Raw genomic sequence first — 12730 nt, forward strand, 5'->3', positions numbered from 1 at the left:
ATGCCGCTCGCCACTCGCCCCGCGTCGAGGATCAGGGACTACCTCGCCTCCGTGCTCTCCCAGGCGGGCGCCGCCCGCGAGGACGCGGCAACCGCCGCGACGCAGGTGCACGTGGACCTGCCCGGCCAGGACGCCGCGGCGTTCTACCTGACGTTCACCGAGCACGACCTGCTGGGCTGCGGCGAGGGGGTGCTGGCGGCGGCCACCGCGGTGGCCCGCTTCGACGGCGGCGTCATCGAGCACCTGTGGAGCCGGCGCGTCACGGGCACCCGGGCGGTCATGTCCGGCCTGGTCAGCCTGGAGGGCTCCTACCGCGAACTGGCGGGGCTGCGCCGGGCCATGCGCGGGCCGAAATTCCGGGCGTGGGTCAACCGGCTGCGCCTGCCGTCCAGGGCGGCGCACCATCCGGCCTTCCGCCCGCGCGGCGGCCCGCCGCTGATCGTCATCCTGGGCGCGACCAACGACGACGCCGGCGGCCTCAGCCCGATGGCGCGGGCCAGGGCGGCGAAGGCGATCGAGGTACGGCACATGCTGGCCGGCGCGCGGCTGGTGCTGACCGGCGGCTTCGGCGCACATTTCAACACCACCGGCCACCCCCACTGGCGCTACCTGGCCGACCACCTGAGCGAGCGCGGGGTGCCGCCGCAGGACATCCTCGCGGTGACGGAGAGCAAGCACACCTACGAGGACATCCTGTACCTGCGCGAGGTCGTCGCCCTGCACCGCCCGAAGCGGGTCGTGGTGGTGACCTCCGACTACCACGCGGCCCGGGTTCGCTGCATCCTCGACCTCGTGCTGCCGACCGCGGGCCTGGCGGTGGCCTCCAGCGACGGCGTGGACGCCCGCCTGCTCGCGCGCCTGGCCGCGCACGACGAGGAAGCCCTGGCCAGGACCGTCGTGGCCGCCGCCCTGTTCGGCCCCGACCAGCTCAACGACGGCCCGCTCGCGGTCTGCCTGGGCCCGACGTTGTGCTGGAAGTCCGTCTGATCCGGTACGCGGTCACAGGCGCTCTAGCGGGTGTTGAAGGTGTAGTCGGTGAAGTTCTTTCCGCCGGGGTGATAGGCGGTCGAGGTCCCGCCGGACGGGGCCCAGTTGCCGTGGACCGTGTCGCAGTTGTGGCCGGGGCCGCACCACTTGCCGACGATGCGCCACTCGGTCTGGCCGGGGCGCTGGTTCACGCAGCCCGAGATGCGGACGTGGGTGCTGGAAGCGCGAGGGGTCTCCCAGCAGGCCAGGTCGAGCGTGATGTCTCGGGTACTGGCGCCGGCGACTCCGAAACCGGTGGTGGTCAGGGCCGTGGCGAGGGCCGCGACGGCGGCGGCCCTGGGAAGGAACCTGCTGGGGCGAGCGGACGGTGAGCGGGGGACTCGCATGGACATCTCCTTGTTGCGGTTGGTGACTACGGTCTGGTGGGTCATCGTTCGCGGGTGACGCGGCCCGCGATCGACCGGGTTTCGAGGTATTCGGCCAGGCCCTGCCTGCCGAGTTCGCGTCCCATGCCGGACTGCTTGAACCCGCCGGCAGGGGTGCCGGCGTTGATGTTCACGGTGCCCGGCCGAAGGTGTATCTGAGCATCCCCTTGTCCATCCTGGCCAGGCCGGGGATCGCCCGCATGACGGCGCAGCGGATCTGTTCGCCGCGGGGCATCTTCGCCACTTCGGGCGAGCTGATGAACCGTTCCTGCTCGGCCAGTTTCAGGTCCGGGTTCCAGCGCTCCACCTCGCGCGGGTTGTCGAACCCCTCGTTGACGGGGACGCCGATGGTCTTGATGGCCGGGACGACGGTGCGCATCATCCGGGAGGAGAGTTTCGAGAAGCCCAGCAGGAGGATCTCGCCGCTCTTGAAGTGGGCGGTGATCCTGCGCAGGAGCCTGATGAAGGTGGGCCGGGTCATCCACGGGTAGAGCCCGTCCATGACCGCGATGACCGGCCGGTGTGAGGGGAGCGCCTCCAGCCAGCCTTCGTCGTCGAGTGAGGTGGCCAGCATGTGGATGTTGGCGGTCTCCTGGTACACCTGGGCGCGCAGGGCGATCATCGTGGGCAGGTCCACGTCGTACCAGTCGGCTTCGGGCGGCGGGCCGATCCGGTAGCCGCGGCTGTCGAGCCCGCAGCCGAGGTCGAGGACGATCGCGCTGGGGTGGCGGGTGAGGAATCCGCGGATCCAGCGGTCGAAGTGGACGGCCCTGATGGTGACGTTGAGCCGTTCCTTCTCTTCGAGTTTGGGGGTTGGCTGGATGCGCGACCAGTCGTAGTCGAAGGACTGGGCGACCTTCTGGGCGTACGGGTCGCCCAGGATGGGGCTGGCGGCGCCGGCGTCCACGGCGCGGGCGTGCAGGGTGATGAACGAGGTCTCCTCGATGCCGCCCAGGCCCGCGGTGCTGATTCCGGGCACGGTCCTTCCTTTCTCACTGCCGCATCGCGGCGACGGTGTCCTCGGTGGGCGCGGGGGTGGCGGACGGCAGCCGGGTCTGGCGCAGGTAGCGGTCGAACCAGCCGACCGCCAGCTCCATCGCCTTCTCCAGGCCGGGCCCCGTGTACAGGCCGAGCACGTCGTAGGGCAGGATTTCCAGCCGCTTCGGCTCACCGGCCTTGTCGAAGGCGCTCTGCGCCTCCTCCAGCACGTGGTACGGGTCGTAGTGGCCGTTGGCGATCATGAGCAGGGGTGTCGGCGCGAGCCGGTGGATGAGGTTCTCGGGGGCGAAGGTGAGCAGGTGCTCGGTGGAGTCGAGCGTCTTCTCGTTGCGGTAGGTGGGGTACAGCGTGGACGACAGCTCGTGCGCCTGCCGGGCGCTGTCGTGGTCCAGGCTCAGATGGGGCACCCGCAGGCTGGCGCCCGTCTCGTGGCGGCGTTGCCAGTCCAGGTCGAGCTGCTCGCGCATCGCGTGCACGCCTTCGCGGCCGAGGAGCCGTTCCAGGTAGCGCCAGCCGTTCCAGACGCTGGGGCTTTGCACGACCACCGCCTTGACCCGGCGGTCCAGGACGGCGGCCTGGACGGCGACGGAGCCGCCGACGCTGACCCCCCACAGCCCGATCCGCTCGGGCTCTACCTCCGGCCGGGTCTGCAGGTAGGAGACGGCGCTGCGGAAGTCGTCGACCTGCCGGTCCGGGTGGTCCAGGCCGCGCGGCTCACCCTCGCTGGAGCCGACCGTGCGGTAGTCGATGGCCAGGACGGCGAAGCCCGCGCTCACGAAGTAGGGCGCGAAGTACGCCAGCGCCTCCTTCACCATCACGCCGCTGTGGCCCAGCACCAGGGCGGGCGCGGGAGTCCGCTCCGGCAGATACAGGTCGGCCGCGCAGCGGGTGCCGAGGCTGTTGAACGTCACGTGTTCCGGCTGAAGAGCCATGTCTTCACATCCTTCTTGATATTTCAGCCACAACTGAAACAGCTAGCATCTTGGACTTAACCATCATTAGCATTAATCGGCAAGCCCTGCCGGGCTTCTCTGGCAACATCCTTGGATCTGGCGGACTTTGGTGATCGATGGTTAACTGCGTATCACCTGGAAGGAGCTCTTGTTGGCACAGCGCACGCGGCGCGGAAGACCGCCGGGAGATCGCCGCGCGGTGATCCTTCGCGAGGCCGCGCGGCTCTTCCACGAGCGCGGCTTCCACGGCACGAGCATCAGCGAGATCGGCGCCGCGGCAGGAGTGAAGGGCCCGACCGTGTACCGGCACTTCTCCGACAAGAACGCCGTGCTGGTGGCCCTGATCGAGCGGAGCGCCGACCGGTCGGAGAGCGATGTCGCCCAGGTTCGGCGCGACGGCGGCACGCCCGCCGAGCTGCTGGCCCGGCTCATCGGGGTGCAGGTGTGCCAGGCCGTGGAGGACGGCCCGGTGACCGCGGTCGCCGCCCGCGAGGTGCGCAACCTGCCCGCCGGGACGAGCGAGCCGCTGCTGCGCCGCGCCAGGCTGAACCACGAGCTGTGGACGGGCCTGCTCGCCCAGGCCCGCCCGGAGCTGGCGAAGGACGAGGCCCACGCGCTGGTGACCGGCGTGAAGTGGCTGATCTTCACGCTCGCGACCGGCCGCACCGGCCTGGAGACCGACCGGCTGCACCGGCTGATCGCCGGCATGGTGCTCGACGTCCTGCTGCCCGGATGTCCGCGTCGCGCGGAGCCCGGCTGATCCACGAGAAAGGAGTCCGCATGGACATCGCCAACGGGGTCGCACTGGTCACGGGCGACGTTCTCATCCAGCGCGGCACCCCGCACGCCTGGAGCAACCGTTCCGGCGAGGTGTGCGTGCCGGCCTGCGTGGCGATCGGCGCGGACGCGGCCACCAGGCCACAGTAGGGTTCTGGCCGGGACGAAGGGGGAACGGGTGCAGCCCGCTGGCGACAGGCGTGAACCGATCATCCGGCAGGCGGCACGCCTGTTCGTCGCCCAGGGTTACCACGCGACCGGCATGGACGAGATCGGCGCGGCGGCCGGCGTCACCGGACCCGCGATCTACCGCCACTTCACCGGCAAGGACGACCTGCTGCTGGCGATCGTGGCGGCCGACACGGCACGGGCCGAGGCCGAGATCCGCGAGGCCTACCAGGAGGCCGGCTCCCCGGAACACCTGCTGCGGGCGCTGGTCGGCAAGCGCGTACGCCGGGCGCTCACCGACGCCCACCTCATGATCGTCGCGGCCCGCGAGGCGGGCAACCTGCCCGCCGGCCCGCGGCGGCCCATGGCCCGCCGCCGGCGCCTGATGCGCGAGGAGTGGGCCCACCTGGTCGCGGAAACGCACCCCGGGCTGCCCGACCCCGAGGTCCGCGCGATGGCCGACGGCGTCATGGCGCTCATCTACGGCCTCGTCGCCGCCGATGCCGGATGCGACGAGGAACGGCTCCAGCGCCTGGCGTATGAGGCGGCACTGGCCGCGTTGCGCCCTCGCGGGGACCACTAAGAGCCTGATGGACCAGCTACTCGGTGTTGCTATCTACCGGTAGTCGGTGTTACTTTGTACCGGTAGCTAGCGCCACCGAGTAGCTGGCGCGCCGGCCGTGGCGCATTCCCCCCGTACATCAGAGAACGGATATCCGGATGACAGTCCATCAGGCCCAAGGGCCCTCGATCCGCGTCCAGGGCCTGACGAAGGCCTACAAGGAACTCCAGGTGTTGCGCGGTGTGGACTTCGAGGTGGCGCGGGGCAGCATCTTCGCCCTGCTCGGCTCGAACGGTGCGGGCAAGACCACGGTCGTGCGCATCCTGTCCACGCTGCTCAAGGCCGACGGGGGCACGGCGCACGTGCACGGCTTCGACGTCGCCAAGCAGGCCGGGCAGGTGCGGGAGTCTTTCTCCCTCACCGGCCAGTTCGCCGCCGTGGACGAGATCCTCAGCGGCCGGGAGAACCTGGTGCTGGTCGCCAAGCTGCGGCACCTGGCGAACCCGGGCAAGGTCGCCGACGACCTGCTCGCCCGCTTCTCGCTGACCGAGGCCGGCGGACGCAAGGTGTCGACCTACTCCGGCGGCATGCGCCGCCGCCTGGACATCGCGATGAGCCTCATCGGCAACCCGCCGGTCATCTTCCTGGACGAGCCGACGACCGGGCTCGACCCCGAGGCCCGCCTCGAGGTGTGGCAGGCCGTCAAGGAACTCGCCGCCGGCGGCACCACCGTGTTGCTCACCACCCAGTACCTCGACGAAGCCGAGCAGCTCGCCGACCGGATCGCGATCCTGCACCAGGGCCGGATCATCGTCAACGGCACTCTGGCCGAGCTCAAGCAGCTGCTGCCGCCGGCCAAGGTCGAATACATCGAAAAGCAGCCCACCCTCGAAGACGTCTTCCTCGCGCTGGTCGGCAGCGACGGCAAGGACGCCAAGCACCGCGTGTCCGTCCAGACGAAGAACAAGGACCCCCGATGAACAAGCACTTCCTCGGCGACACCACCGTCCTGCTGGGACGATCCCTGCGCCACATCACCCGCAGCCCGGACACGATCGTCACCACCGCGATCATGCCGATCGCCATGATGCTGATGTTCGTCTACGTCTTCGGCGGCGCGATCAAAACCGGCTCCGACTCCTACGTGAACTACATGCTGCCCGGCATCCTGCTCATCACCGTCGCCTCCGGCATCGCCTACACCGCCTTCCGCCTGTTCACCGACATCAAGAGCGGCATCTTCGAGCGCTTCCAGTCGATGCCGACCGCCCGCTCCTCGGTGTTGTGGGCGCACGTGCTGACCTCGCTGGTCGCCAACTCGGTCTCCCTCGTGGTCGTCCTGCTCGTCGCCCTGATCATGGGCTTCCGCTCCGGCGCCACGGTGGGCGCCTGGCTCGCGGTCGCCGGCATCCTCATCCTGTTCACCCTGGCGCTGACCTGGATCGCCATCATCCCCGGCCTCACCGCCAAGACCGTGGACGGCGCGAGCGCGTTCTCCTTCCCGCTCATCTTCCTGCCCTTCCTCAGCTCCGCCTTCGTGCCCACCAACACGATGCCCGGCCCGGTCCGCTTCTTCGCCGAACACCAGCCGGTCACCTCCATCGTCAACGCCATCCGCGCCCTGCTCACCGAACAGCCGGTCGGCACCGACATCTGGATCGCCCTCGGCTGGTGCGTGGGCATCCTCGTCGTCGCCTACGGCTTCGCCATGAACACCTACCGCCGCAAGATCGCCTGACCAGGGAAAACATCGCGAGATGGGAATGCCATGAGTGAATCCCTCCACACCGTCACGACGATGCCGACGGCCCGCCGGCCCGGCTGTCCCTTCGACCCGCCCAAGGAACTGCTCGACATCCGCGAGCGCGGCCCTATTGCCCGCTACTCCTTCCCCGACGGGCATCAGGGCTGGCTGGTCACCGGGTTCGACCTGGTCCGGTCGGTGCTGGCGGACCAGCGGTTCAGCTCGCGCAAGGAGCTGATGCTCCATCACCCGACCATCGACTTCGGCGACATCGAGGTTCCTGCGGCGCCGCCGGGCGAGTTCCTGCTGATGGACGATCCGCGGCACAGCCGGTATCGCAAGCCGCTCGTGGGCAAGTTCACGGTACGGCGGATGCGGCAGCTCACCGAGCGGGTCGAGCAGGTCACCGCCGAGCACCTGGACGCCATGGAGCAGGCCGGAACCACGGCGGACCTGGTCACCGCGTTCGCCAAGCCGATCCCGGCCGTCATGATCTGCGAGCTGCTGGGCGTGCCGTACGCGGACCGGGGCTCTTTCCAGGAGAACATCGACAAGTTCATGAGCGGGGAGACCAGCGACGAGGAACTGATCGCGGCCTACACCGCGGTGCAGACGTATCTGGCCGAACTGGTGGCCGCCAAGCGCGCCGAGCCCACCGACGACATCCTCAGTGAGCTCACCGACAGCGACCTCACCGACGAGGAGCTGAAGGGGATGAGCCTGATCCTGCTGGCGGCCGGGCTCGACACCACCACGAACATGCTCGCGCTGGGCACGTTCGCCCTGCTGCGGAACCCGGCCCAGCTGGCCGCGCTGCGCGCCGGCCCCGAGCTCATCGACAGCGCCGTCGAGGAACTGCTGCGGTACCTCAGCGTCGCCAAGGGCTCCGTGCGGGTCGCGCTGGAGGACGTCGAGCTGGGTGGCCAGAGCATCAAGGCCGGGACGACGGTCCTCCTGTCCTACAACACCGCCAACCGGGATCCCGAGCGCTTCAGCGACCCCCACCTGCTCGACCTGCGCCGGCAGGACGGCGGGCACCTGGCCTTCAGCCACGGCGTCCACCAGTGCCTCGGCCAGCAGCTGGCCCGCGTCGAGATGCGGGTCGCGTTGACCGCGCTGGTCAAGCGCTTTCCCTCGCTACGGCTGGCCGTACCGGCTGACGAGGTCGCGCTGCGTCCGGAGAGCGCGGACATCTACGGCGTCAAGAGCCTCCCGGTCACCTGGGGCGCCTGAATGACAGGCGACTTCATGACCTCGCCTGAGGACGGCCCTTCGCGCCGTTCGGTACTCGGCGCGCTGGGCGCCGTCCCGCTGGCGGCCGGTGGCCTCGTGGCCAAGGCGAGCACCGGCCCGATCCCCAAGACAGGGCTGCGCAGAGTGCGTGACGTGCTGGCCCGGCATGTCGAGTCCGGGCGGATTCCAGGGCTGGTCGCCCTGGTCAGCCACGGTGGGGAGACGCACGTCGAGGCGATGGGAACCATGCGCGCCGAAGGCGGCGCGCCGATGCGCCGGGACACGATCTTCCGGATGGCCTCCACGACCAAGCCGGTGGCGATGGCGCCGATGATGGTCCTGCTCGACGAGTGCAAGGTGCGGCTGGATGACCCGGTGGATCAATGGCTGCCCGAACTTGCCGACCGGCAGGTGCTGAAGCGGCCCGACGGCCCGTTGAACGACACCGTCCCTGCACAGCGGCCGATCACCGTGCGGGACCTGATGACCGCCACGTTCGGTCTCGGCATCGATCCGACGGTGCTGAGCTTTCCGATCACGGCCGCGATCTTCGAGAGAGGGCTCTACCCGCCCGCGGGGTTGCCGATCCTTGGGCCGGATGAATGGATGCGCCGCCTGGGCACGCTTCCGCTGATCTATCAGCCAGGAGAGCACTGGCAGTACAACATCAGCCACGATGTCCTCGGGGTGCTGGTCGCGAGGGTCGCGGGCAAGTCGTTCGAGACGTTTCTGCGCGAGCGCGTCCTCGATCCGCTGGGCATGAAGGATACCGGTTTCCACGTGCCCGCTGGCAAGATCGACCGGCTGCCGCCCCTCTACGCGCCCGACCCGAAGACGGGAAAGCTCAACGTCTGGGACGAGCCGGTGGGCGGAAGCGTGAGCAAGCCTCCGGTCTTCCAGTCCGGCGGCGGTGGGCTGGTCTCCACCGTCGACGACTACCACGCCTACTTCCGGATGCTGCTCAACGGCGGGACGCACGGCGGCCGGCGCATCCTGTCCCGGTCCGCCGTCGAGATGATGACCACCAACCGCCTGACGCCCGAGGAGACGGCGATCCGCACCGCCATGGGCAAGAAGTTCGTCCACGTGTCCTTCGGCCAGGGGCAGCACGGCGGCTGGGGCTTCGGGATGGCGGTGCGCACCTACCGCGCCGACTACGCCTCCGTCGGTCAGTTCGGCTGGGACGGCGGAGCCGGGACCTCGACCTACGGCGACCCGGACAAGCAGCTCGTCGGCATCCTGCTCACCCAGGTCGGCACGACCAACCCGGACTCGACACGGGCCATCCTCGACTTCTGGAGCACGCTCTACCAGGTGATCGAGGACTGACCATCAACCCCAAGGGAAAGGCGCATGTTCAGCACGCGACGGCGAGGGTTCCTCGCCAATGTCATCCTCGCGACCACGCTCGTGATCGCCACCGCTCCCGCCGCCTCCGCGACGGCGAAGCCGGAGATCAAGGTCTCCGGCGGGGCCACACAGCCGGTCTTTTCCTATGAGGACGCCATCCGTGAGCACGTCCGGGTGCGGTCCTCGGTGGACAGTGACGGCGATGGCAAGAAGGACCTGGTCCGGGTGGACATCATCCGGCCGAAGGAGTCCGATTCCGGGCTCAAGGTCCCGGTGATCATGCAGGAGAGCCCGTACTACGACAACCCCGGCGTCGGCTTCGAGATCGAGAAGAAGAAGTACGACGCTGAGGGGAACGTGATGAAGTTCCCCATGTATTACGACAACTACTTCGTGCCCCGCGGGTACGCGTTCGTATCCGTCGACATGATCGGCACCAGGCTGTCCGACGGCTGCCCGACGTCTTATGGCGCCTCCGACGTGCTGGGCGGCAAGGCGGTCGTCGACTGGCTGAACGGCCGGGCGGTGGCCTACGACGACAAGGGCGATCCGGTCAAGGCCACCTGGACCACCGGGCGTACCGGGATGATCGGCCACTCGTACGAGGGAGCGCTCGGCGTCGGCGTGGCCGGTACCGGCGTGGAAGGGCTGGAGACGATCGTGCCGCTCTCCGCCTACACCAGCGGATACGAGAACGGCCACGCCAACGGTGTCCTCACCTGGTTCAAGGGCGGCGCGAGGTGGCAGTCCGAGCATGTCGACAAGGACCCGGCGGAGAAGTGTGAGGCGGTGCGCCGGCAGATGGACGCCGAATCCGGCGATGAGACCGGCAACTACACCGCCTACTGGAACGAACGCAACTACCGGACCGGGCCGATCGCGAAGGCGCGCAACGTCCGCGCCAGCGTCTTCGCGGTGATGGGCATGCAGGACCGCAACGTGGTGGGCAGCCAGTTCGCCGAGTGGTGGAGCGCGCTGCCCCGCGACGTGCGGCGCAAGGCGTGGGTGACCCAGTACGGGCACATCGACCCGTTCTGGGCCCGTCGCGAGGCGTGGCTCACCGCCCTCAACAAGTGGTTCGACCACGAACTGATGGGCGTCTCCAACGACATCATGCGCCGGCCGCGCGTCGACGTGCAGCTCGGCCCGGACCGGTGGATCAGCCAGGCCGACTGGCCGGCGCCGGCGCGGTCGACGACCCTGCGGCCGCGGCAGGACGGGTCTCTGGGCCGCGAGTCCTCGACCGGAACCGGCGGCTACGTCGACATCGCCAAGACCGAGATCGCGATGGCCGCCGACCCCGCCACCGCCAACCCGAACCGGCTGGCCTACCTGACCCCGCCGCTGAAGAAGGCGATGAGAGCGTCCGGAACGCCGTCCGTGAGCCTGCGCCTCAAGCTGGACAAGCCGACCGCCAACCTGGGCGTCCTGCTCGTCGACTACGGCCAGGACACCCGGATCAACTACCGCGAACGCGGCGCGACGTCCGGGGAAGGACTCAAGATCATCGGGGGCGAGGACTGTGTCGGCCAGAGCACGGCCGATGACGACGGCTGCTACTTCAAGGCCGGCGACAACACGGCGGCCTCCGGCTTCCACGTGGTCACCCGCGGCATCCTGGACGCGCAGAACCACAAGTCGCTCAGCCGCCAGACGCCGCTGACGCCGGGCCGGCCGTACCAGATCACCTGGAAGATGTTGCCGCTGGACTACGAGTTCAAGGCGGGACACCGGCTCGGCCTGGTGCTGACCGGGGCCAACGACGACTTCAACCTCGACATGTCCGGCAACGGCTCCGGGACCGACGTCGAACCCGGCACCGGGGCCCGGGTCACCGTCGACCTGGCCGGCACGTCGGTGTCGCTGCCGCTGGTGACCGCGCCATAGGGGGCACGTTTTCCCGCCGCCCGCGAGCAAGAACCAATCCGGCGCCGCGCGCATCTGATCAGGCATGAGTGAGATCGATGTTGAGCGAGTGCCCGCCGATCGAAACCTCGACTGGGACGGCTGCTTCAACGCCCGTGACCTCGGCGGCATCCCGGTACTCGGAGGCGAACAGATCCGATGGCGGGCCGTCATCCGCTCGGACAATCCCGAGCGGCTCACCCCTGCCGGCTGGTCGGCGCTCATTGCGTACGGCGTGCGAACCGTCGTCGACCTGCGCAACCCCAACGAGCGCCAAGGCGACCAGTGGGCGCGCCCCACAGGCCTGAGCACGGTGCACGTGCCGCTGGACGACGCGGACGACACCCAGTTCTGGACCTACCTGTGGGACAACAAGCTGGACGGTTCGCCGCTCTACTACCGGATCTTCCTCGAACGCAAGGCACGGCAGTGCGCCGCCGCCATCGCCGCCGTCGCGCGGGCTCGACCTGGTGGCGTCCTCATCCACTGCGGCCTCGGCCGCGACCGCACCGGGCTCATCGCCATGCTGCTCCTTGCCCTGGCCGGAGTCAGTCCCCACCACATCGCCGCCGACTACGAACTGAGCATCCCGCGCCTGCCCCGGCTGTTCGCCGCCCTGGGGATCGACGACCAGACAGCCGACATCCAGGACATCCTGGCTCGCAAGAACACCACGGCCCGAGCGGCCATCCATGACGCCCTGGACGGACTCGACGTGGCGGACCACCTGCGGACGGCGGGACTGTCCGGGCAGGACATCCAAGCCGTCCGCGAGCGCCTCCTCCCTGTGTGACCTCCCGAGGGGTTGGCTACCAGGCGATGGGGCCGAGTCGATCGATGAAGAGCCCGGTCGGTCCGTCGGCGCCGATCGTCGCGAGTTCGACGATCGGGTCGGTGCCCTCGGTGACGGTCAGCTGGCCGGTGTGATGGTTCATGTCGGTGGCGGTGAACTTGTGGTTGGCGACCTCGCCGGGAGTGATCATGTTGAATTTGACGTCCGGGAGCGCGTGGGCGTACCGGACGGTGATCATGTTGAGCGCCGCTTTCGACGAGGTGTAGGCGAGCTCGTGCATCTTCGAGGCGGGCTGGTCCGGATCGGTCACGACCGCGAAGCTCCCGGCGGCGCTGGACACCATCACCACCCGCGGATTGTCCGCCGCCCGCAGCAGGGGAAGGAACGCGTGCGTGACCCTGACCGGCCCGTACACGTTGGTGTCGTAGACGGAGTGGATCTCCTCAGCCGTCGCGTCCGCGGGAGCGACGGCCCGCCCTGGCGCGCCGGCGTTGTTGATCAGCACGTCCAGCCGGTCGGTGTGCTCGCGTACGAGCCGCTCGGCGTCGCGCACCGACTCGTCCGAGGTCACGTCCAGCGGGACCATGACCACGTTCGCGCCGCCGTCGGTCAGCCTGCCGGCGGCCGCCCGTCCTCGCCCCGGGTCGCGGGAACCGAGGAAGATCGTCCATCCGAGTTCCCCGAGCCGCCGGGCCGTTTCCAGGCCGAGTCCCTTGTTGCCTCCGGTGATCAGCACCGAGGTCTGTTCCGAGTTCGTCATGCCCCCTGAGACGAGATGCCCCGATCGGCTGTGACACGACCGGGACGGCAAGGCCATCACCGGGGTCGCCTCCG

At 69.2% G+C, this 12730-nt stretch carries 15 protein-coding genes; 10 read left to right on the forward strand and 5 right to left on the reverse strand.

What is annotated here, in order from left to right; all coding sequences use genetic code 11:
- Complete coding sequence (locus tag ACFWY5_RS17790) at positions 1 to 987, forward strand: YdcF family protein (RefSeq protein WP_379632999.1); 987 nt, start codon at positions 1 to 3, stop codon at positions 985 to 987.
- 23 nt (positions 988 to 1010) lie between these two features.
- Here the strand turns inward: ACFWY5_RS17790 and ACFWY5_RS17795 are convergent, their stop codons facing one another.
- The 4 genes from ACFWY5_RS17795 to ACFWY5_RS17810 are packed head-to-tail and all read right to left on the reverse strand — an operon-like array spanning position 1011 to position 3376.
- Positions 1011 to 1373, reverse strand: a complete 363-nt coding sequence (locus tag ACFWY5_RS17795; RefSeq protein ID WP_379633001.1) for a hypothetical protein — start codon at positions 1371 to 1373, stop codon at positions 1011 to 1013.
- Positions 1374 to 1414: 41 nt separating this feature from the next.
- On the reverse strand, positions 1415 to 1546 hold the full coding sequence (locus ACFWY5_RS17800) for an aldehyde dehydrogenase family protein (protein WP_379633003.1): 132 nt from the start codon (positions 1544 to 1546) through the stop codon (positions 1415 to 1417).
- Positions 1543 to 2391, reverse strand: a complete 849-nt coding sequence (locus tag ACFWY5_RS17805; protein WP_379633005.1) for a class I SAM-dependent methyltransferase — start codon at positions 2389 to 2391, stop codon at positions 1543 to 1545. The genes ACFWY5_RS17800 and ACFWY5_RS17805 overlap by 4 nt, the downstream gene beginning before the upstream one ends.
- Positions 2392 to 2404: 13 nt before the next feature.
- Positions 2405 to 3376 (reverse strand): alpha/beta hydrolase, encoded by a 972-nt coding sequence (locus ACFWY5_RS17810; protein WP_379633007.1) that lies wholly within the window; start codon positions 3374 to 3376, stop codon positions 2405 to 2407.
- A gap of 187 nt (positions 3377 to 3563) precedes the next feature.
- On the opposite strand from ACFWY5_RS17810, the gene ACFWY5_RS17815 reads away from it, so the two are divergent.
- From ACFWY5_RS17815 to ACFWY5_RS17855, 9 genes are all read left to right on the forward strand, one after another.
- Positions 3564 to 4124, forward strand: coding sequence for a TetR/AcrR family transcriptional regulator (locus tag ACFWY5_RS17815; protein ID WP_379633009.1), 561 nt, complete (start codon positions 3564 to 3566; stop codon positions 4122 to 4124).
- Between the two features lie 20 nt (positions 4125 to 4144).
- A complete protein-coding gene (locus ACFWY5_RS17820) occupies positions 4145 to 4291 on the forward strand; it encodes a hypothetical protein (RefSeq protein WP_379633011.1) in 147 nt (48 codons plus the stop codon).
- Positions 4292 to 4319: 28 nt separating this feature from the next.
- Entirely contained in the window at positions 4320 to 4892 is a 573-nt protein-coding gene (locus tag ACFWY5_RS17825) for a TetR/AcrR family transcriptional regulator (protein WP_379610907.1), read from the forward strand.
- Between the two features lie 137 nt (positions 4893 to 5029).
- Complete coding sequence (locus ACFWY5_RS17830) at positions 5030 to 5851, forward strand: ABC transporter ATP-binding protein (RefSeq protein ID WP_379633013.1); 822 nt, start codon at positions 5030 to 5032, stop codon at positions 5849 to 5851.
- On the forward strand, positions 5848 to 6609 hold the full coding sequence (locus ACFWY5_RS17835; RefSeq protein ID WP_379633015.1) for an ABC transporter permease: 762 nt from the start codon (positions 5848 to 5850) through the stop codon (positions 6607 to 6609). Before ACFWY5_RS17830 ends, ACFWY5_RS17835 begins: the two co-directional genes overlap by 4 nt.
- A 30-nt stretch (positions 6610 to 6639) precedes the next feature.
- On the forward strand, positions 6640 to 7848 hold the full coding sequence (locus ACFWY5_RS17840) for a cytochrome P450 (RefSeq protein WP_379633017.1): 1209 nt from the start codon (positions 6640 to 6642) through the stop codon (positions 7846 to 7848).
- 15 nt (positions 7849 to 7863) lie between these two features.
- The gene (locus tag ACFWY5_RS17845; RefSeq protein WP_379633019.1) at positions 7864 to 9177 is read left to right on the forward strand and encodes a serine hydrolase domain-containing protein; all 1314 of its coding nucleotides are present in this window, start codon (positions 7864 to 7866) and stop codon (positions 9175 to 9177) included.
- Positions 9178 to 9201: 24 nt separating this feature from the next.
- Positions 9202 to 11085: a CocE/NonD family hydrolase gene (locus ACFWY5_RS17850; RefSeq protein ID WP_379633021.1), complete on the forward strand. Its 1884-nt coding sequence runs from the start codon at positions 9202 to 9204 to the stop codon at positions 11083 to 11085.
- Between the two features lie 64 nt (positions 11086 to 11149).
- Positions 11150 to 11896 (forward strand): tyrosine-protein phosphatase, encoded by a 747-nt coding sequence (locus tag ACFWY5_RS17855; protein ID WP_379633023.1) that lies wholly within the window; start codon positions 11150 to 11152, stop codon positions 11894 to 11896.
- 16 nt (positions 11897 to 11912) lie between these two features.
- On the opposite strand, the gene ACFWY5_RS17860 is transcribed toward ACFWY5_RS17855, so the two are convergent.
- The gene (locus ACFWY5_RS17860; protein ID WP_379610915.1) at positions 11913 to 12656 is read right to left on the reverse strand and encodes an SDR family NAD(P)-dependent oxidoreductase; all 744 of its coding nucleotides are present in this window, start codon (positions 12654 to 12656) and stop codon (positions 11913 to 11915) included.
- Positions 12657 to 12730 lie beyond the last annotated feature (74 nt).

This window comes from Nonomuraea sp. NPDC059007, from assembly GCF_042740555.1.
Taxonomy (GTDB): domain Bacteria; phylum Actinomycetota; class Actinomycetes; order Streptosporangiales; family Streptosporangiaceae; genus Nonomuraea.

What these genes read in the sequence shown, in the direction of transcription:
- ACFWY5_RS17790 (WP_379632999.1), top strand. Translation starts at nt 1, where the DNA reads ATGCCGCTCGCCACTCGCCCCGCGTCGAGGATCAGGGACTACCTCGCC.
- ACFWY5_RS17795 (WP_379633001.1), bottom strand. Translation starts at nt 1,373, where the DNA reads ATGCGAGTCCCCCGCTCACCGTCCGCTCGCCCCAGCAGGTTCCTTCCC.
- ACFWY5_RS17820 (WP_379633011.1), top strand. Translation starts at nt 4,145, where the DNA reads ATGGACATCGCCAACGGGGTCGCACTGGTCACGGGCGACGTTCTCATC.
- ACFWY5_RS17830 (WP_379633013.1), top strand. Translation starts at nt 5,030, where the DNA reads ATGACAGTCCATCAGGCCCAAGGGCCCTCGATCCGCGTCCAGGGCCTG.
- ACFWY5_RS17835 (WP_379633015.1), top strand. Translation starts at nt 5,848, where the DNA reads ATGAACAAGCACTTCCTCGGCGACACCACCGTCCTGCTGGGACGATCC.
- ACFWY5_RS17840 (WP_379633017.1), top strand. Translation starts at nt 6,640, where the DNA reads ATGAGTGAATCCCTCCACACCGTCACGACGATGCCGACGGCCCGCCGG.
- ACFWY5_RS17845 (WP_379633019.1), top strand. Translation starts at nt 7,864, where the DNA reads ATGACCTCGCCTGAGGACGGCCCTTCGCGCCGTTCGGTACTCGGCGCG.
- ACFWY5_RS17850 (WP_379633021.1), top strand. Translation starts at nt 9,202, where the DNA reads ATGTTCAGCACGCGACGGCGAGGGTTCCTCGCCAATGTCATCCTCGCG.
- ACFWY5_RS17855 (WP_379633023.1), top strand. Translation starts at nt 11,150, where the DNA reads ATGAGTGAGATCGATGTTGAGCGAGTGCCCGCCGATCGAAACCTCGAC.
- ACFWY5_RS17860 (WP_379610915.1), bottom strand. Translation starts at nt 12,656, where the DNA reads ATGACGAACTCGGAACAGACCTCGGTGCTGATCACCGGAGGCAACAAG.